Here is an 18,307-nt window from a genome sequence, read left to right on the forward strand (position 1 = left end):
CCGGGGGACAACATGCCGATTGACATTTTGATGCCGGCGCTTTCGCCGACTATGGAAGAGGGCAAGCTCGCCAAGTGGCTGAAGGCCGAGGGCGACACCATCTCTGCAGGCGATGTGATCGCCGAAATCGAGACCGACAAGGCTACCATGGAAGTGGAAGCGGTTGACGAAGGCACGCTTGGAAAAATCCTGGTTGCCGAAGGAACCGACAACGTCAAGGTAAACGCGAAGATTGCGGTTCTGCTGGCCGAGGGCGAAGACGCCAGTGCCATCGACGCCGCAGCTTCCGCGCCAGCCGCCGCTGCGGCCCCTGAAGCCCCTGCGGCTGCAGAAGCCTCGAGCGCACCGGCTGTTGCCTCCGCTCCGACGCCTGCTGCTCCTGCGCCTGAAACTGCTGACGATCCGGAAATTCCGGCCGGTACGGCAATGAAGTCCTCCACCGTTCGCGAAGCTTTGCGGGATGCGATGGCAGAGGAAATGCGCCGTGATCCGGACGTCTTCATCATGGGTGAGGAGGTCGCGGAGTATCAGGGCGCCTACAAGATCACCCAGGGCCTGCTGGACGAGTTTTCCGCCAAGCGTGTCATCGATACGCCGATCACCGAGCACGGCTTCGCCGGTCTTGGCGTCGGGGCAGCGATGGCCGGTTTGAAGCCGATCGTCGAGTTCATGACCTTCAACTTCGCCATGCAGGCGATTGACCAGATCATCAACTCCGCCGCCAAGACGTTGTACATGTCCGGCGGTCAGATGGGTGCACCGATTGTCTTCCGTGGACCAAACGGTGCCGCGGCGCGAGTCGGTGCCCAGCATTCACAGGATTACGCTTCCTGGTACGCCCACGTGCCGGGCCTGAAGGTGGTCCAGCCGTATTCGGCTGCGGATGCAAAAGGTCTTCTGAAGGCAGCAATTCGCGACCCGAACCCGGTCATCTTCCTGGAAAACGAAATCCTCTACGGTCATTCCTTCGAAGTCCCGGACATGGACGATTTTGTTCTGCCGATCGGCAAGGCGAAGGTGGAACGCGGTGGAACGGACGTGACGCTGGTTTCCTGGGGCATCGGCATGACCTACACCATCAAGGCGGCTGAAGAGCTGGCCGGAATGGGGATCTCGGCCGAGGTCATCAACCTGCGCACCATTCGTCCGCTGGATATCGACACCGTGCTGGCGTCCGTCCGCAAAACAGGCCGGATCGTGACGATCGAAGAAGCCTTCCCGATGTGCTCCGTTTCATCGGAAATCGCCTACCAGGTTCAGGAAAAAGCGTTCGACTATCTCGACGCACCGATCCTGCGCGTGACCGGCAAGGACGTTCCCATGCCTTACGCTGCAAACCTGGAAAAGCTGGCTCTGCCGAATGTTGGTGAAGTCATCGATGCGGTCAAAGCCGTAACCTACACCGCCTGAGGCCAGGGAGACGGACATGCCAATCAATATTACCATGCCGGCCCTTTCTCCGACCATGGAGGAGGGCAACCTGGCCAAATGGCTGGTCAAGGAAGGCGATCAGGTTTCGGCCGGCGATGTAATCGCCGAGATTGAAACCGACAAGGCGACCATGGAAGTGGAAGCGGTTGACGAAGGCACGGTCGGCAAGATTGTTGTGCCTGCGGGAACCTCAGGTGTGAAGGTCAACGAACTGATCGCCGTACTTCTGGAAGACGGTGAAGATGCCAGTTCCATCGACACCTCCGGTGGATCTTCGGCACCTGCTTCTTCATCGGGAGGCGACAAGGCTCCGGCTGTGCCGGAAAGCTCGCCGGCGATTGAGGTCGGGGCAAAGGCGGCAACGGATCCGGTTCCGGCTCCCAAAGCCGCTGACGGAAACCGCATCTTTTCGTCCCCGCTGGCTCGCCGTCTGGCTCAGCTCAACGGTCTTGACCTGAAAGCTCTTTCCGGTTCGGGTCCGCATGGCCGCATCGTCAAGCGCGACATCGAGGCAGCTCTTGCTGCAGGTACAGGCAAGGCAGCGCCCGCTGCTGCTGCTGCGGAAGCACCGAAGGCTGCCGCAGCACCGGCCATGGCAACCGGCCCGTCCGCGGATCAGGTTCTGAAACTGTTCGACAAGGACAGCTACGAACTCGTGCCGCATGACGGCATGCGCAAGACCATTGCCAAGCGTCTCACCGAGTCGAAGCAGACCATTCCGCACTTCTATGTGTCCGTGGACTGTGAACTCGACGCTCTCCTGGCTCTTCGGGCACAGCTCAACGATGCTGCCGCCAAGGACAAGGAAGGCAAGCCGGCCTACAAGCTTTCGGTCAACGACATGACCATCAAGGCTCTGGCTCTGGCTCTGCGCGATGTTCCTGATGCGAACGTATCGTGGACCGACGATAACATGGTCATGCACAAGCATGCCGATGTCGGTGTCGCCGTTTCCATCCCGGGTGGCCTGATCACGCCGATCATCCGCCGGGCGGAAGAAAAGCCTCTTTCCGTCATTTCCAACGAGATGAAGGATTACGGCAAGCGCGCGAAAGAACGGAAGCTGAAGCCCGAAGAGTACCAGGGTGGTACCACCGCGGTCTCCAACATGGGCATGATGGGCGTGAAGAACTTCTCGGCCGTCGTCAACCCGCCGCATGCGACCATTCTGGCCGTCGGCGCCGGCGAAAAACGCCCTGTCGTCAAGAACGGCGAACTGGCTGTTGCCACGGTGATGAGCGTGACGCTTTCGACCGACCACCGCTGCGTGGACGGTGCGCTTGGCGCCGAGCTTCTTGCCGCTTTCAAGGGCTACATCGAAAACCCGATGAGCATGCTTGTTTAAGCCTCATCTCCGGCGCGGCGGCAACGCCGCGCCGTTTTCAATCGATGACTTCATTCGCCGGGGAAATACACCATGGCTGATACCAATTACGACGTGATCATTATCGGCTCAGGGCCGGGTGGTTACGTGACCGCTATTCGTTCTGCCCAGCTGGGCTTCAAGACTGCGATCGTTGAACGCGAGCACCTTGGCGGCATTTGCCTCAACTGGGGTTGCATTCCGACGAAGGCGCTGCTGCGTTCTGCAGAGATCCTGGACCACGCAAACCATGCCAAGAGTTTCGGGTTGACGCTGGAAGGCTCCATGAAGGCGGACGTCAAGGATGTCGTTGCGCGCTCGCGCGGCGTTTCCGCCCGACTGAACGGTGGCGTCGGTTTCCTCATGAAGAAGAACAAGATCGACGTGATCTGGGGTGAGGCCAAGCTCACCAAACCGGGCGAAGTCAAGGTCGGAAAATCTTCCAAGCCTGTTGTCGAGCCGCAGAATCCGGTTCCGAAAGGCGTGAAGGGTGAAGGCACCTACACCGCCAAACATATCATCGTGGCAACTGGTGCGCGTCCGCGTGCTTTGCCTGGCATTGAACCGGACGGCAAGCTTATCTGGACTTATTTCGAGGCCATGAAACCGGCCAAGATGCCAAAGTCGCTGGTGGTCATGGGGTCGGGTGCGATCGGGATCGAATTCGCGTCTTTCTATCGATCCATGGGCGTCGATGTAACGGTTGTCGAGCTGATGGCCAACGTGATGCCGGTCGAGGACGAGGAAATCTCGAAATTCGCGCGCAAGGCTCTTGAGAAGCGCGGTCTGAAGATCATTACCGAAGCAAAGGTGACCAAGGTCGACAAGGCGGCAGATTCGATTACTGCCCATGTGGAGACCAAGGATGGCAAGGTCAGCCAGATTACGGCTGATCACCTGATTTCCGCTGTCGGCGTTCAGGGCAACATCGAGAATATCGGTCTGGAAGCGCTCGGCGTGAAAACCGACCGAGGCTGTGTGGTCATTGATGAGTATGGGCGCACCAATGTGCCCGGCCTCTATGCCATTGGCGATGTCGCCGGTCCGCCAATGCTTGCCCACAAGGCTGAGCATGAAGGCGTGATTTGCATCGAGAAGATTGCAGGTGTGCCTGGTGTTCACGGGATGGATCATCGCAAGATTCCGGGCTGCACCTACTGCAACCCGCAGGTTGCCTCTGTTGGGCTGACCGAAGCAAAGGCAAAGGAACAGGGCCGCGACATCCGCGTTGGCCGGTACATGTTCAACGCCAACGGCAAGGCCATCGCGCTTGGCGAAGACAATGGCATGATCAAGGTTATCTTTGACAAGAAGTCCGGCGAGCTTCTCGGTGCGCATATGTGCGGCGCAGAAGTGACCGAACTCATCCAGGGTTTTGTCGTCGCGATGAACCTCGAGACTACCGAAGAAGAGCTGATGCACACGATCTTCCCGCATCCGACCTTGTCGGAAATGATGAAGGAAGCCGTGCTGGACGCCTACGGCAAGGTGCTCAACGCCTGATCCCTTTTGGCCTCGGGGTAAAACTGCACCGAGGCCGCTTTCCATTTGCCGTACTCTGGATCTGCAAGCAGTGAAAGAAATGCGCAGACCTGAACGTTGATCAGGACATCAACGCTGGACGCTTTTTCTGAAACGGGTAACGTGAAACCGTCTGAGAAAAGGCTGAAAGGAGCCGTCAGTCATGGATGTAAAAGCAATTTTGATCTGGGTTGCAATCGGCATTATAGCCGGTTGGCTTGCAAGCGTCGTCGTTGGCGGCGGTGGTCTGATCCGTTACCTCGTCAGCGGTCTCATTGGCGCGTTTGTTGGTGGTTTCCTGTTCAAGCTCGCAGGTATCAACGTCAATCTGGGCAATGCCTACGTCAATGAAATTGTCGTGGCGGCTGTTGGAGCAATTGTCGTTGTGCTGCTTGCGCGACTGATCGCCTGACGAATTGAAATTTCTGGAAATAGGAGTCCGCGATGGGGTGGATCATCACAATCATCATCGGCCTCATTGCGGGCGCCGTTGCTCACCGGGTGCTGAACAGTCGCGGAGGTTTTCTTGGCAGCCTCGTTGTCGGCCTTGTCGGGGCACTGGTTGGCGGTGAACTCGCATCGCTGCTCAACCTGCATGTGACAGGTGGTATTCTCGATCGTCTGATTATCGCGGTTCTGGGCTCTATCCTTTTCCTGTTCATCTGGAAGAAAATGTTCAAGTGAGCACAAATCCGGACGAATTCGAGAGCCTGGAGGCTTTTGTTCTCAGGACAGGCGACAAGCTTCGTTATGGTGATACGGACCGGCAGGGGCACGTCAACAATGCCGTGTTCGCCACTTTTCTGGAAACCGGCCGCGTTGAATTGCTCTACAATGAAGCGCTGGCTGACCAGGGCGCAGCTTTTGTGATCGCGCGGCTGGAGCTGGATTTCCTGGCGGAAGTCAACTGGCCGGGCGAAGTGGAGATCGGCACAGCCGTGCTTGACGTTGGTCGCAGTTCGTTCAAGCTGTTCCAGAAGGTTTTTCAGGATGGAAAGCCGGTTGCGCAGGCGGTGACCGTCATCGTCCAGATGAGCGAGAGCACGCGAAAGTCTCAACCGCTGTCGGAACGTGCACGCGAGCGGCTTCAGGAACTGACCGGTCCTGCGTTAAGCACATAGCTGGCTCAACGCTAATCCGTCTTGACCTTTCACCGGAATAACGACACTTAAGGCCCATGGTTACGATCGTCGACACGCTCAATCGCCCGCAGCAACAATCCGAAGCGCGCCCGCGCCACCCGGAAAAGGCTCACCGTCCGGACAATCCAATACAGCGCAAGCCGCACTGGATCCGCGTCAAGGCACCGACATCGCCGGTCTACCGCGAAACGCAGAATGTCGTGCGCGAGAACAATCTCGTTACGGTTTGCGAAGAGGCGGGATGCCCGAACATCGGTGAATGCTGGTCGAAGAAGCATGCCAGCTTCATGATCCTTGGTGATACCTGTACGCGTGCCTGCGCCTTCTGCAACGTGCGCACGGGCATGCCAGGGCCTGTCGACCCGAAGGAAGCCCAGGGTGTTGCGGATGCCGTTGCCGCAATGGGGCTCGAGCACGTGGTGATTACCTCCGTTGACCGGGACGATCTGGACGATGGCGGTGCACAGCATTTCGCAGATGTGATCAATGCCATTCGCAAGACCGCGCCATCGACCACGATCGAGGTTCTGACGCCTGATTTCCTGCGTAAGGACGGTGCTCTGGAGATTGTCGTGGCGGCGAAGCCCGATGTCTTCAATCACAACCTTGAGACAGTGCCGTCGAAATATCTGACCGTTCGACCCGGCGCGCGCTATTTCCATTCGATCCGCCTTCTTCAAAAGGTCAAGGAACTTGATCCGGAAATGTTCACCAAGTCCGGGATCATGGTCGGGTTGGGTGAAGTGCGCAACGAAGTGCTGCAGCTGATGGACGACCTCCGGGCCGCCGATGTCGATTTCCTGACGGTCGGCCAGTATCTGCAACCTTCCAAGAAGCACCATCCGGTCGTTTCCTTCGTGACGCCGGAAGAGTTCAAAGGCTATGAGCGTATTGCTTACGCCAAAGGTTTCCTGAAGGTGTCGGCAAGCCCGTTGACGAGGTCGTCTCACCACGCTGGTGAAGATTTCGCGGATCTTCGCGCCGCGCGCAAGGCAAAGCTCGGCCACTAACGCCAAAGCAACAGGACACTGGACACCGTATGCCCAGTTTTTCATCCGACCACAAAGTCAACCACAAGGCGGACGAGATGTTCCGCCTTGTTGCCGACGTAGAGCGGTATCCCGAATTCGTGCCGTTGTGCCAGGATCTTCACGTGCGCGGTCGCAAGGAGCTGGATGGTGGACGGACGGTACTGGTGGCCGACATGACGGTTGCCTACAAGCTGTTCAAGGAAACCTTCACCAGCCGCGTTGAACTGCGCCCGCAGGACAGAACGATCCTGGTTGAGTACCTGGATGGCCCGTTCAAGCACCTGGAAAACAAGTGGACTTTCGAGGATGCAGGCGAGGGCAGCTGCAACGTCGGTTTCTATATATCCTACGAATTCCGCAGTCGGACGCTCGGTTCTCTCATGGGCGTCATGTTCGAAAAAGCCTTCCGAAAGTTTTCAAGCGCCTTCGAAGATCGCGCGGACCAGGTTTACGGGACCTGATTAAGCAGCCTTTTGGGCCTACTTGAACTGCTTGAAGGCGTCGCGAATGATGCGGATACGGCTCGACTGCATGTCGAGGGGCTCTGCCTGGCGACGGATCTGCTCGATTTCCTTCTTCTTCAACCCGAGACTTTCGAGTGTTGCGAAGGATGTATAATCGGTACAGACGGGAGTGCGGCTGGAGCCGACATTCTCTTCGACCACGAGGTTTCTTCCGGCAGCAGCTTCTTCTTCCGTCCAGATAACGGTGTTCGAGGATACCCAGAAAGTGCGGTCGCAATATTGGGCCTGATAGTAGCCCTCTTTCGGCTTTGTCAGAATTTCATGAAATCCGGTGAACGTACCGTTGGAATACTGGGACCTGATATAAAAGTCGCTCTGAGCGTGAGCTACGCCGGCAAAGGTAGTGCCAGCGGCCGTCAAAGCAGCGAAGAACGCGAGGGCGCGTTTCATGTCAGGGTCCTTTTTTCTGCGCGTTTATGTCACCTGTTCCTGTTGAAAGTCTAAGCTGACCAGCTTACCCGAGCCTTACCAGCCCGGTGCCGGCTTTTTTAGTTGCCGTGATATGACTTGGCAGCGTTGTCGCCGTCCGTTGTTTTGAACGCTTCGCGAATGACCGCGAAACGGTTTACCCGCTTTACTGACGACCCGTCATTTTGAACGACAAGTCTCGGATCATCCTGTACGCCGAGGTCTTCAAGCGTCACTTGTTCTTCAGGATGGTCGCAAATCGGCCGCCAGCCCTTGCCCCGATTGAACTCCACCCGAACCTTGTAATCCTGCTGCACTTCAAGCTGCGTCCAGGCGACTGTCGCATAGCGTACAAAATAGGATCTGCCGCAATACTGAACTTCCACCAACCCGTCCGCCATCCGGTCATAGATGCGGTGGGAGCCGCGGAACAGCTGATTGCCGTCGCGCGAAATAATGTAGGTATCACCCGGTTTCGGCGTGTTGTTGCCGGCCTGCGCATTGGCGCACGCAAGGGCGAGGGCACTTCCTGCAAGAAGCGCACGTTGGATTAACATATCCCGTTCCCTTTACCGCGAAATCATTTCGCGAGTTGGTTCCTGCTTACGGTGACCATACGGCAAGTGTTTGTAAAAGTGATTTCGTAAGGGAAATGAGTTTGATTAAAACTTTAAAAGCACTGATTTTGTTGACGAAATATCGAATATCTGTCCAGAGCCGACTGGTTTTTAGCGTGTGTGATACGTGCTGTGGCCTTCTTCGGCGCTATTGCTCTGGAACATTGCGCCGATCGCGGAAAGTCTGCTTTGCGGGGCCGAAGTCTCATCTGGAGCGGCCAGAAGATCGTGCGCACTCATTGTGACGCCGATGTCCTCAAGACTGACCTGTCGCTCGGGATTGCCGCAGATCGGACGCCAGCCACGGCCAAAATTGAATTCCACCTGAACTTTGTTGCCGCGTTCGGTTTCCACTTGCGTCCAGGCGACCGAATGGCTGCGTACAAAATAGCTACGCTGGCAATAAGAGACCTTTTTCAATCCGCGGGCGTTTTCCGTGAACAGCTTGTGACTGCCCACGAAGTGTCCGCTGCGATCGCGTGAAATCAGGTAAAAGTCACCAGGCTGAGGTATGGCACCTGCAAAAGCGGTGGAGCCTGCGCACAAAAATGCAGCCAGAATGGTCGCTGGTTTAATCATAAAGGTTCTGATCTTGAGTTACGTTGAGGTCAAGTTGTCTGGAATATACATATGACCAAGCGGAAGCCCAGCGCGAACTCCCATGAGCGTTAATGAGCATTTACTCAGGAAATTGCATTTAAAATCGATGTGAGGGCAGTTCTGACGGTGGCAAGCCGGATTGATTGCCGGCCGTTGTCTGCAAACCAGCAATGGAGATGATCCGTCGGGCGATCCTTTGCCGCGACGGCAATATGGACAGTGCCAACCGGCTTTTGAGGACTTCCGCCACCTGGTCCAGCGATACCCGTTACAGAGACTGCTACATCCGCATTGGATCTGGCGAGTGCTCCTTCTGCCATGGCTATCGCGACTTCCTTGCTGACGGCCCCATGCTTTTCGATAAGGTCTTTCGGAACGCCCAACATTTCGTTCTTTGCTTCATTGGAGTAGGTCACAAACCCCCGGTCCACGGCGGCCGAAGATCCCGCGATCTCCGTAAGTGCTCCGCAAATCAGGCCTCCGGTGCAGGATTCTGCCGTCGCTACCATTTTCTTGGCGGCAATGAGCCCGTCCAGCACAGCAATTGACAGAGGTGCAAGCTCTTCCAGGTTGTTCGGAGATGTCTCGGTCATTGATTTCTAGTCCTCGTCCTGAAAAGGAAGACGCACAGTCACACTGGCCAGGGCCGCAATACCTTCCTTGCGGCCTGTGAAACCGAGGCGCTCGGATGTCGTGGCCTTGACCGAGATCCTCGAAACAGGCACGGCGCAAATTTTGGCAATCGAAGAGCGAATTGCCTCGCGGTGGGGGCCGATCTTCGGTTCCTCGCACACGATGGTGACGTCGACATGCGCCAGTCTTCCGCCGCGTTCAGACAAACGGCGCATGGCGTCCAGTTGAAACTGGTCAGAAGAGGCACCTTTCCACTGCGGGTCGCTTGGTGGGAAATGCTGGCCGATATCGCCATCACCAATGGCGCCAAGCGTAGCGTCCGTAATAGCGTGCAGCACCACATCCGCGTCTGAGTGACCTTTGAGCTTGCTGGAGTGGGGAATGGCTACTCCGCCCAAAATGACGGCATCGCCATCTTCAAAGGCGTGAACGTCGTATCCGATCCCGGTTCTGACGTCGGCAAGTTCTGAAAGCGGCAACGGGGAGGCGGGGGTAGTCGACATCAGTTGTAACTCGGCCTGTTGTTCTGCACGACGGAGGTCGGCGGCAGTTGTGATCTTGAATGCAGCGGGGTCGCCCTCCGTCAGGACAATGGTCATCCCGTCCCATTCCGCAAGGCCGGTGTCGTCAGTAAAATCGAGTTTTCCCGCAGCTACCGCCTTTTCATGCGCCCTGAGTATGCGCTGCAAGGGAAAGGCCTGTGGCGTCTGCGCTGCCCAGAGCCCGGCTCTGTCAACGGTTTCCAGCGAACGACCCGATTGATCTGCTCTTTTTAACGTGTCGGCCACGGGCAGTGCGGCGAGAACGCCTTCGTTCCCTCCCTGCAGTCGCTCAAGCAATCTGTCTATCACGGCAGATGGGAGGAACGGCCGTGCAGCGTCATGGATCAAGACGTAATCAAATCCTTCGAGGGCGAGGGCCTTCAATCCTGCCAGGACCGATTGCTGCCTGGTTGCGCCACCGTAGACTGCCGGTCCGATCTTGGACGCTGTTTCAGTGGAGGCCGCTCTTGCTGCTTCAGAGTAATGGTTCACGTCGTCAGGGTGAATGACGGTTACGAGGCGGTTGATCCGGGGGTGATTCCCGAGAGCATCCAGTGTATGGCTCAGCACAGGACGGCCAGCCAACGGCCTGTATTGCTTGGGTAACGCATTGTCGGAGCCCGCAAGACGGGTGCCACGCCCTGCGGCAACGACAAGGGCGGCAGCGGTTTTTGTCATTAACGGGCTCCTCGTGCTCTGCATCAAACCGTCAGCTTTGAACCGTCTTTACCTAGGAACCTGTTCGGACCGCAAATTTTGACTTGTTGCATTGCGAAACTTGTCTACAATATAGGCAATTATGAATCTGCACAGTCAATAAGCAGAAAAGAGACGCTGTGTCGCCGTCTATGAAAACACTCACGATTGGCCGGTATCAACTCGCAAACCCGGCCGTGCTCGCGCCGATGTCCGGCGTGACCGATCTCCCTTTCCGCCGGCTGGCTGCCAGATACGGCGCCGGCATGGTTGTCAGCGAAATGGTTGCGAGCGAATCCTTCGTCAAAGGCGACGCCGAAACGCAAATGCGTGCGGAGGCTCAGGACAAGGGTCTTCATGTCGTTCAGCTTGCAGGGCGTGAAGCCCGCTGGATGGGGGAGGCCGCCAAGGTTATCGCTGGTCTTGGTGCCGATGTAATCGATATCAACATGGGCTGTCCCGCAAAAAAGGTGACGTCCGGATACTCCGGTTCCGCACTGATGCGGGATCTCGACCATGCCCTGACGCTGGTTGATGCGACGGTGGCAGCGGTCGATGTGCCCGTCACTTTGAAGATGCGCCTTGGCTGGGATGACAAGAACCTGAACGCACCGGAGTTGGCCCGCCGTGCGGAAGCCGCCGGGGTGCAGCTCATCACCGTTCACGGGCGCACCCGGTGCCAGTTTTACAAGGGCAAGGCCGACTGGCGTGCGATAGCAGCTGTCAAGGAAGCTATTTCGGTTCCCCTGATCGCCAATGGGGATTGCAAGAGTTCTGAAGATGCCTTGCGTATGCTTGAGCTTTCCGGCGCGGACGGCGTTATGATCGGCAGGGGCGCATATGGACGTCCCTGGTTGCCGGGCCACATCGGACATTTTCTGGCAAGTGGCGAACAGCTCGACGCACCAACGGGAACAGAGCTGGCGGAGTTAGTGGCGGAGCACTACGAGGCCATCCTCAGCCACTACGGTGAGCGGCAGGGTGTTCGCATCGCGCGCAAGCATCTCGGTTGGTATCTGGACGAGACAACGTCTGCTGGCGCGGACGACATCCCTGGATCTGTCCGCAAGATCCTTATGACTTCCAATCAGCCGTCGGAGGTTATCCGCCTCGCAAGCGACTGGCTTTCTTCCTCGAACAAACGGACAGCAGCTTGAAGGACATCATGTCTCAGACAGGCCGTACGGCCGCGCTTGCCAGTGACGGGCCGACTATACTGGATGCCTTGCCACACCCGGTGCTTCTGGTTGCGCCGGACGGCGTGATCGAGTCTGCCAACATGGCCGCGGAAATTTTCATGCGGTCCAGTGTATCGGTGCTCCGTCGCCATCCAATCAGCGACTTTGTTCCTTTCGGGAGCCCCTTGCTGACCCTGATCGAGCAGGTGCGCGAACGCAGCGCGCCGGTCAACGAATACAAGGTCGACATCGGTTCTCCGCGCATCGGTGCGCCGAAGGTGGTTGATATCAACGCTGCACCTGTATCGGAGCGGCCGGGGGCAGTGGTGTTGATGTTCCAGGAACGCACCATGGCGGAAAAGATCGACCGGCAGCTGACGTCCCGTGGAGCCGCCCGCACCGTGACGGGACTCGCCGCCATGTTGGCGCATGAGATCAAGAATCCGCTGTCAGGAATTCGCGGAGCCGCCCAGCTTATAGAGCAGTCGGTGCCAGCCGAAGACCGGGCGCTGACACGTCTGATCATGGATGAGACCGACAGGATCGTGAAGCTGGTCGACCGGATGGAAGTATTTTCGGACGAACGACCGATCGAAAGAGAGCCGGTCAATATTCACGTGGTTTTGGACCACGTGAAGCGCTTGTCGGATTCCGGCTTTGCCCGCGGCAAACGCATTGTGGAGATTTATGATCCGTCCTTGCCTCCGGTTTATGCCAACAAGGATCAGCTGATTCAGGTTTTCCTGAACCTGATCAAGAATGCCAGCGAAGCGATTGGCGATGATCCCGACGGTGAAATTCGCGTTTCGACGGCGTTTCGGCCCGGTGTGCGGCTGTCCGTTCCCGGTACTGACGAAAAAGTCAGCCTGCCGCTGGAGTTCTGTGTTCAGGACAATGGACCGGGCGTTCCGGAAGACCTTCTTCCGCATCTGTTTGAGCCGTTTATCACGACTAAGACCAATGGCTCAGGCCTTGGTCTTGCACTCGTTGCCAAGATCATTGGTGACCACGGCGGTGTCATCGAATGTGACAGCCAACGCCAGAAGACAGTTTTCCGCATTCTGATGCCCGCGTTCACGGGTGACAGCACAGCTTCGTCCGACCGGACCAGCAGAGGAACCGAGTAACCATGCCGACGGGCACGATTTTAGTTGCAGACGACGACGCAGCCATCCGCACCGTTCTCAACCAGGCCCTGTCCAGGGCAGGTTATACGGTGCGGCTGACTTCCAACGCCTCAACGCTCTGGAGATGGGTCTCATCCGGCGATGGCGATCTTGTGATCACCGACGTGGTCATGCCGGACGAAAATATCTTCGACGTGCTGCCACGCATGAAAAAGATGCGGCCGGAGTTGCCGGTTCTGGTCATGAGTGCGCAGAACACCTTCATGACGGCCATCAAGGCTTCGGAGAAGGGGGCGTATGAATATCTGCCCAAGCCGTTCGACCTGAAGGAGCTGACCAGTATAGTTCAGCGCGCACTGGAAGAGCCGAAGAAGCGGCCGGCTGTCGATCTTGATGATGCGGGCGAGGGCATGCCACTTGTGGGGCGGTCTCCCGCCATGCAGGAGATCTACCGGGTTCTTGCACGGTTGATGCAGACCGACCTGACGGTGATGATCAACGGTGAATCCGGTACCGGCAAGGAACTTGTCGCAAGGGCGCTTCATGATTACGGCAAGCGGCGCAACGGACCGTTTGTTGCCATCAACATGGCGGCTATTCCACGAGACCTCATCGAAGCCGAGTTGTTCGGTCACGAAAAGGGCGCCTTTACCGGAGCACAGAACCGCAGCTCCGGTCGGTTTGAACAGGCAGATGGCGGTACATTGTTTCTGGACGAAATCGGCGACATGCCGATGGAAGCTCAAACCAGGTTGCTGCGCGTCTTGCAGCAGGGCGAATACACCACTGTCGGTGGTCGCACTCCGATCAAGACGGACGTCAGGATCATTGCAGCCACCAACAAGGACCTGCGGCACCTGATTAATCAGGGCCTATTCCGCGAAGACCTTTATTTCCGGCTGAATGTGGTTCCAATCCGCCTGCCGCCGCTGCGCGAGCGCGTCGAGGACATTCCGGATCTGGTGAGGCACTTCTTTACGCTCGTTGAAAAAGAGGGGCTGCCGGCAAAGCAGATCGACCAGGGAGCGCTCAATCTTCTGCGCCGGTATCGCTGGCCTGGAAACGTGCGCGAACTGGAGAACCTCGTTCGTCGTTTGGCCGCGCTGTATCCGCAGGACGTGATCAGCGAAAACCTGCTGGAGCAGGAGTTGAGTCAGCCTTCGGTCTCGCCGATGGAAGAGGAATCCCAGGAGACCGTCAATCTCGGTGGGTCGGTTGAGCGTTATCTGTCCGGTTATTTCGACACGTTCGGCGATGCCTTGCCGCCTCCCGGCCTCTATCACCGGATCCTGAGGGAAGTGGAGTACCCTCTGATCAGCGCAGCGTTGGCGGCGACGCGTGGTAACCAGATCAAGGCGGCAGAGCTTCTCGGTGTCAACCGGAACACGCTGCGCAAGAAGATCCGGGATCTCGACATCCAGGTGATGCGGTCTACCCGATAGTCTTTTCAGGACAGGGCGGCAAATTGATGCGGTCAGGCCGAAAGGTCTGGCCGCTTTTTTGTTCCAGGTGCAGGTTGTCGTGACGAGTGATCTTGTGATTCACGGGGTGGGAAACCACGAGGAGATATTTTCGCCCTCAATATCAGCCTGGTTTCATTGGGTCATCTGAAGGGAAATTCCAATTACAGACGGGGCATTCATTTTGTGAATGCTGCAAAAAAGAATAACGAATTCAGCAGTGTGCGATAAAGTGATCACCTGTCCACCGCAAATTTTCTGCGCCTCTTCTGGTCTGTCGCAATTTCGCAACATTGTGTGATAAGTTTGCCGCAAATACAGCAAGACAGTCCGCATTTGGCGAGCTGAAATCAAAAGAGACCGAATGATACTGGAAGCAGTACAAGAACCCGTCGCTCAATCCAGCGCCGCAGGCAAATTCTGGCGGCGCGTGGGTCTTGCGATCATCCTGCTTGCCCTCGTTTCCATCGGTGTCACCTTCGTTATCCTGATGGGGTTGACGTCCATCGATCCCACGCGGGAAGTCATCATGGTCGCAATGACCATAAATGGTGCGCTCGCGGCAATTCTCGTGGGTGTCATCGCCTTCGAGATCCTGAAGTTGTGGCAAGCGCGGCGGCGTGGACGGGCTGCTGCTCGCCTTCACGTTCGGGTCGTGGCCCTGTTCAGCGTGGTTGCTGCTGTACCGGCCGTTCTCATGGCAATTCTGGCGGCGATTACGCTTGACCGGGGTCTTGATCGCTGGTTCGAGGACCGGACGCGTCAGATTATCGACAACGCCCTGACCGTTGCTCAGGCCTATCTTCAGGAACACGCCAGGGTTCTGCGCGGCGACCTGATCGCCATGACCAACGATATCGACCGGGCGAAGGCGGTTTATGAATTCGAGCCGACCCGTTTCGATCAGTTCTTTGCCACGCAGGTTTCCCTTCGCGGTATCCTCGCGGCCTTTATCCTGAACGAGAACGGCGAGGTGGTCACCCGCGTCGTCATAGATCCCAATGCGGAAGTGCCGCTGCCGCCTGCCGACAGTTTCTTCAAGGCAAAATCCGGGGATCCGATCCTGATCGCACCGGGAAGTTCCAACCTTGTCGGCGGTGTCATGAAATTGTCCGCCTATGACAATTTCTATCTCTATGCCGTTCGCGCCATAGATCCGCGTGTTGTCGAATATCTGCGTCTTGCCGAGACAGGTGCTTCGCAATATCAGCAGATGGAGAATAGCCGCTTTGGCGTCCAGGTGGCCTTTGCTCTGGTCTATCTCGGCGTCGCGCTGGTGTTGCTCTTGTCGGCGATCTGGATAGGTTTCGGATTTGCCAATCGACTTGTTTCGCCGATCCGAACGTTGATTTCGGCAGCGGACGAGGTGTCCAAAGGCAATCTCGTCGTCAAGGTTCCGACCGAGAAATCCGGTGGTGACCTCGCCAACCTGGGCGAGACCTTCAACAAGATGACCGGTCAGCTTCTCGGGCAGCGTGATGCGCTTCTGGCGGCGAACGAGCAGATCGACCGCCGCCGCCGCTTCAACGAAGCCGTTCTTTCCGGAGTGTCCACCGGCGTCATTGGCGTTGACGATGAAGCCTCGATCATGCTGATCAACCGCTCGGCCCTGGAATTGCTGCAGCTGGATGAAGTGCAGATCCTCAACAAGTCTCTGATCGAGGTGGTGCCGGAGCTGAACGACAGCATTTCCGGTGTCTTGAAGAATGACAGTGACAGGGTTCCGGAAACGCAGATCGAGATCACGCGGGGCGGACGCCTGCGTACGATCAACGTGCGTATAACGAGGGAGCAGTCTACCCGGCGCGAACATGGTTTTGTGGTGACACTGGATGACATTACAGATCTGGTTTCGGCACAGCGCAATTCGGCCTGGGCGGATGTTGCCCGGCGCATCGCGCATGAGATCAAGAATCCGCTGACACCGATCCAGCTCTCGGCAGAACGCATACGCCGCCGCTACGGCAAACGCATCGAGGAGGACCGGGAAGTCTTCGATCAATGCATCGACACCATTGTTCGGCAGGTGGGCGATATCGGCCAGATGGTGGACGAGTTCTCGTCCTTCGCCCGTATGCGCAAGCCAACGAAGACATCTGGAGATCTGCGCGAGGCGGTGCGCGATGCGGCGTTCATGCAGTCGGTGGCAAATCCGGAAATCAGTGTTACCGCGGATGTTCCGTCCAGTCCGGTAACGGCTGTCTTTGACGCGCGTCTGGTTGGCCAGGCTCTGACCAATGTGGTCAAGAATGCTGCGGAGGCGGTGAGTGCGCGTATCGGAGACGATTTGCCCAAAGGCAAGGTGACCGTGCATTTGCGCGGTGAACTGGAAGACGGCAGCGGCCGGATCGTGATTGATGTCATCGACAATGGCATCGGGCTGCCGGAAGAAAATCGCAGCCGGCTTTTGGAACCCTATATGACAACCCGGGAGAAGGGGACGGGCCTTGGCCTTGCCATCGTCCGCAAGATCCTGGAAGACCACGGCGGAGGCATCGAATTGCTCGACGCCCCCAAAACCAACCCAGAGGACACGGGCACGCTCGTTCGACTGACATTGGCAGCACATGCCGAGATCGAGCCGGAGACCGACCTGCAAAACCAGACTGTGACTGCCCATGGCGCATGATATTCTTGTCGTAGACGACGAAACCGATATTCGCGAAATGATTGCCGGCATCCTGGATGATGACGGTTATGGAACGCGGACCGCGCACGATTCAGACAGCGCCCTGGCTGCAGTGAAGGAGCGCAAGCCTTCGCTTGTCATTTTGGATATCTGGTTGATGGGAAGCCGCCTCGACGGCCTGGCCCTGCTCGATATCTTCCGTGAAACGGATCCTGAAATGCCGGTCGTGATCATCTCCGGTCACGGCAACATTGAAACAGCGGTCTCTGCCATCAAGCGCGGGGCCTACGATTACATCGAAAAGCCGTTCAAGGCAGACCGGCTGGTTCATATCGTCGAGCGCGCCCTGGAAGCTTCCAGCCTGAAACGTGAAATCCGCGATCTGAAGCAGCGCAGCGGCGAGACCAGTGAAATCATTGGCAACTCCTCGGCAGCTCACAACCTTCGGCAAACCATCCAGAAGATCGCAGGAACGAACAGTCGTATCCTGATCGTCGGTCCTTCCGGTGCGGGCAAGGAGCGCGCTGCCCGGATGATCCACGACATGTCGCCGCGTGCCAAAAGCCCGTTCGTTGTGCTGAACGCTGCAACCATCACGCCGTCGCGGATGGAAGAAGAACTCTTCGGCATCGAGGATGAAAACGGCAATCTGCGCAAGATTGGTGCGCTGGAAGAAGCCCATGGCGGTACGCTTTACCTCGACGAAGTCGCCGACATGCCCGCCGAGACCCAGGGGAAAATCCTGCGGGTTCTCGTGGAGCAGAGCTTCGCTCGTGTTGGCGGCACCCAGAAGGTTCAGGTCGACATTCGCATCCTGTCCTCGACATCGAAAAATCTCGAGGAACACATTGCGTCGGGACTGTTCCGGCAGGATCTCTACCACCGTCTGAGCGTGGTTCCCCTGCGTGTGCCCGGTCTTGCAGAACGGCGTGAGGATATTCCGGTATTGGTGCATCACTTCATGCATCAGATTTCCGGTGCTTCGGGCATTCCGCAAAGGCCTATCGGTGATGACGCCATGGCAGTTCTGCAGACACATGACTGGCCGGGCAACGTGCGTCAGCTACGTAACAACGTCGAACGTCTGATGATTCTTAGCCGCGGCGATCCGGACAGCACCATCACTGCGGACCTGCTGCCAGCGGAAATCGGCGAAACTCTGCCGAGCCTGCCCACGTCAGGTACGGGGGAACACCTGATGTCCGTGCCTCTGCGCGAGGCCCGGGAGATCTTCGAGCGTGAATATCTTCAGGCTCAAATCAAGAGATTTGACGGGAACATCTCGCGGACTGCCGAATTTGTCGGTATGGAACGGTCTGCGCTTCACCGGAAGCTGAAAACCCTGGGCATGACCTGAGGCACTTCGGGAAGCGATAGGTAACGGCAAGGCGGGAAAGGGATCTTT

At 57.4% G+C, this 18,307-nt stretch carries 18 protein-coding genes; 13 read left to right on the plus strand and 5 right to left on the minus strand.

What is annotated here, in order from left to right; all coding sequences use genetic code 11:
* Positions 1–12: 12 nt before the first annotated feature.
* From FIU93_RS19830 to FIU93_RS19865, 8 genes are all read left to right on the plus strand, one after another.
* Entirely contained in the window at positions 13–1,410 is a 1,398-nt protein-coding gene (locus tag FIU93_RS19830; protein WP_022998569.1) for a pyruvate dehydrogenase complex E1 component subunit beta, read from the plus strand.
* Positions 1,411–1,426: 16 nt separating this feature from the next.
* Entirely contained in the window at positions 1,427–2,776 is a 1,350-nt protein-coding gene (locus tag FIU93_RS19835; RefSeq protein ID WP_152506508.1) for a pyruvate dehydrogenase complex dihydrolipoamide acetyltransferase, read from the plus strand.
* A 72-nt stretch (positions 2,777–2,848) separates the two neighbouring features.
* Positions 2,849–4,297, plus strand: coding sequence for a dihydrolipoyl dehydrogenase (gene lpdA, locus FIU93_RS19840; protein ID WP_022998571.1), 1,449 nt, complete (start codon positions 2,849–2,851; stop codon positions 4,295–4,297).
* Between the two features lie 181 nt (positions 4,298–4,478).
* Positions 4,479–4,727: a GlsB/YeaQ/YmgE family stress response membrane protein gene (locus tag FIU93_RS19845; RefSeq protein ID WP_022998572.1), complete on the plus strand. Its 249-nt coding sequence runs from the start codon at positions 4,479–4,481 to the stop codon at positions 4,725–4,727.
* A gap of 32 nt (positions 4,728–4,759) precedes the next feature.
* Complete coding sequence (locus tag FIU93_RS19850) at positions 4,760–4,999, plus strand: GlsB/YeaQ/YmgE family stress response membrane protein (RefSeq protein ID WP_022998573.1); 240 nt, start codon at positions 4,760–4,762, stop codon at positions 4,997–4,999.
* Entirely contained in the window at positions 4,996–5,436 is a 441-nt protein-coding gene (locus FIU93_RS19855; protein ID WP_055654381.1) for a thioesterase family protein, read from the plus strand. The genes FIU93_RS19850 and FIU93_RS19855 overlap by 4 nt, the downstream gene beginning before the upstream one ends.
* Positions 5,437–5,492: 56 nt before the next feature.
* Positions 5,493–6,467 carry a lipoyl synthase gene (lipA, locus tag FIU93_RS19860; protein ID WP_022998575.1) on the plus strand — a complete coding sequence of 325 codons (975 nt, stop codon included), beginning with the start codon at positions 5,493–5,495 and terminating at the stop codon, positions 6,465–6,467.
* A 29-nt stretch (positions 6,468–6,496) separates the two neighbouring features.
* A complete protein-coding gene (locus FIU93_RS19865) occupies positions 6,497–6,949 on the plus strand; it encodes a type II toxin-antitoxin system RatA family toxin (RefSeq protein WP_152506509.1) in 453 nt (150 codons plus the stop codon).
* An 18-nt stretch (positions 6,950–6,967) separates the two neighbouring features.
* Here FIU93_RS19865 and FIU93_RS19870 read toward each other — a convergent pair whose 3' ends face one another.
* The 5 genes from FIU93_RS19870 to FIU93_RS19890 form a co-directional block, all read right to left on the minus strand.
* Positions 6,968–7,402, minus strand: coding sequence for a hypothetical protein (locus tag FIU93_RS19870; protein WP_022998577.1), 435 nt, complete (start codon positions 7,400–7,402; stop codon positions 6,968–6,970).
* A 98-nt stretch (positions 7,403–7,500) separates the two neighbouring features.
* Positions 7,501–7,977: a hypothetical protein gene (locus tag FIU93_RS19875; RefSeq protein WP_022998578.1), complete on the minus strand. Its 477-nt coding sequence runs from the start codon at positions 7,975–7,977 to the stop codon at positions 7,501–7,503.
* A 171-nt stretch (positions 7,978–8,148) separates the two neighbouring features.
* Positions 8,149–8,496, minus strand: a complete 348-nt coding sequence (locus FIU93_RS19880) for a hypothetical protein (RefSeq protein WP_055654375.1) — start codon at positions 8,494–8,496, stop codon at positions 8,149–8,151.
* A gap of 224 nt (positions 8,497–8,720) precedes the next feature.
* Complete coding sequence (locus FIU93_RS19885; RefSeq protein ID WP_075283178.1) at positions 8,721–9,230, minus strand: CinA family protein; 510 nt, start codon at positions 9,228–9,230, stop codon at positions 8,721–8,723.
* 6 nt (positions 9,231–9,236) lie between these two features.
* On the minus strand, positions 9,237–10,490 hold the full coding sequence (locus FIU93_RS19890) for a bifunctional 2-C-methyl-D-erythritol 4-phosphate cytidylyltransferase/2-C-methyl-D-erythritol 2,4-cyclodiphosphate synthase (RefSeq protein ID WP_152506510.1): 1,254 nt from the start codon (positions 10,488–10,490) through the stop codon (positions 9,237–9,239).
* A gap of 170 nt (positions 10,491–10,660) precedes the next feature.
* On the opposite strand from FIU93_RS19890, the gene dusB reads away from it, so the two are divergent.
* The 5 genes from dusB (at position 10,661) to FIU93_RS19915 (ending at position 18,259) form a co-directional block, all read left to right on the plus strand.
* On the plus strand, positions 10,661–11,665 hold the full coding sequence (gene dusB / locus FIU93_RS19895) for a tRNA dihydrouridine synthase DusB (RefSeq protein WP_152506511.1): 1,005 nt from the start codon (positions 10,661–10,663) through the stop codon (positions 11,663–11,665).
* 8 nt (positions 11,666–11,673) lie between these two features.
* Positions 11,674–12,813, plus strand: coding sequence for a nitrogen regulation protein NR(II) (locus FIU93_RS19900; protein ID WP_035909465.1), 1,140 nt, complete (start codon positions 11,674–11,676; stop codon positions 12,811–12,813).
* Positions 12,814–12,815: 2 nt separating this feature from the next.
* Entirely contained in the window at positions 12,816–14,255 is a 1,440-nt protein-coding gene (gene ntrC, locus FIU93_RS19905) for a nitrogen regulation protein NR(I) (RefSeq protein ID WP_022998584.1), read from the plus strand.
* Between the two features lie 382 nt (positions 14,256–14,637).
* Positions 14,638–16,902, plus strand: coding sequence for a PAS domain-containing sensor histidine kinase (locus FIU93_RS19910; protein WP_152506512.1), 2,265 nt, complete (start codon positions 14,638–14,640; stop codon positions 16,900–16,902).
* Complete coding sequence (locus tag FIU93_RS19915) at positions 16,892–18,259, plus strand: sigma-54 dependent transcriptional regulator (protein ID WP_022998586.1); 1,368 nt, start codon at positions 16,892–16,894, stop codon at positions 18,257–18,259. The genes FIU93_RS19910 and FIU93_RS19915 overlap by 11 nt, the downstream gene beginning before the upstream one ends.
* The last annotated feature ends 48 nt before the right edge of the window (positions 18,260–18,307 follow it).

It is taken from the genome of Labrenzia sp. THAF35, from assembly GCF_009363595.1.
Classification (GTDB): domain Bacteria; phylum Pseudomonadota; class Alphaproteobacteria; order Rhizobiales; family Stappiaceae; genus Roseibium; species Roseibium algicola.

Excerpts from the sequence above, each read along its gene's own strand:
- FIU93_RS19850 (WP_022998573.1), top strand. The coding sequence starts at position 4,760 with ATGGGGTGGATCATCACAATCATCATCGGCCTCATTGCGGGCGCCGTT.
- FIU93_RS19890 (WP_152506510.1), bottom strand. The coding sequence starts at position 10,490 with ATGACAAAAACCGCTGCCGCCCTTGTCGTTGCCGCAGGGCGTGGCACC.
- lpdA (WP_022998571.1), top strand. The coding sequence starts at position 2,849 with ATGGCTGATACCAATTACGACGTGATCATTATCGGCTCAGGGCCGGGT.
- FIU93_RS19845 (WP_022998572.1), top strand. The coding sequence starts at position 4,479 with ATGGATGTAAAAGCAATTTTGATCTGGGTTGCAATCGGCATTATAGCC.
- FIU93_RS19885 (WP_075283178.1), bottom strand. The coding sequence starts at position 9,230 with ATGACCGAGACATCTCCGAACAACCTGGAAGAGCTTGCACCTCTGTCA.
- FIU93_RS19915 (WP_022998586.1), top strand. The coding sequence starts at position 16,892 with ATGGCGCATGATATTCTTGTCGTAGACGACGAAACCGATATTCGCGAA.
- dusB (WP_152506511.1), top strand. The coding sequence starts at position 10,661 with ATGAAAACACTCACGATTGGCCGGTATCAACTCGCAAACCCGGCCGTG.
- FIU93_RS19910 (WP_152506512.1), top strand. The coding sequence starts at position 14,638 with ATGATACTGGAAGCAGTACAAGAACCCGTCGCTCAATCCAGCGCCGCA.
- FIU93_RS19835 (WP_152506508.1), top strand. The coding sequence starts at position 1,427 with ATGCCAATCAATATTACCATGCCGGCCCTTTCTCCGACCATGGAGGAG.
- FIU93_RS19830 (WP_022998569.1), top strand. The coding sequence starts at position 13 with ATGCCGATTGACATTTTGATGCCGGCGCTTTCGCCGACTATGGAAGAG.
- FIU93_RS19865 (WP_152506509.1), top strand. The coding sequence starts at position 6,497 with ATGCCCAGTTTTTCATCCGACCACAAAGTCAACCACAAGGCGGACGAG.
- FIU93_RS19875 (WP_022998578.1), bottom strand. The coding sequence starts at position 7,977 with ATGTTAATCCAACGTGCGCTTCTTGCAGGAAGTGCCCTCGCCCTTGCG.
- FIU93_RS19870 (WP_022998577.1), bottom strand. The coding sequence starts at position 7,402 with ATGAAACGCGCCCTCGCGTTCTTCGCTGCTTTGACGGCCGCTGGCACT.
- ntrC (WP_022998584.1), top strand. The coding sequence starts at position 12,816 with ATGCCGACGGGCACGATTTTAGTTGCAGACGACGACGCAGCCATCCGC.
- FIU93_RS19900 (WP_035909465.1), top strand. The coding sequence starts at position 11,674 with ATGTCTCAGACAGGCCGTACGGCCGCGCTTGCCAGTGACGGGCCGACT.
- lipA (WP_022998575.1), top strand. The coding sequence starts at position 5,493 with ATGGTTACGATCGTCGACACGCTCAATCGCCCGCAGCAACAATCCGAA.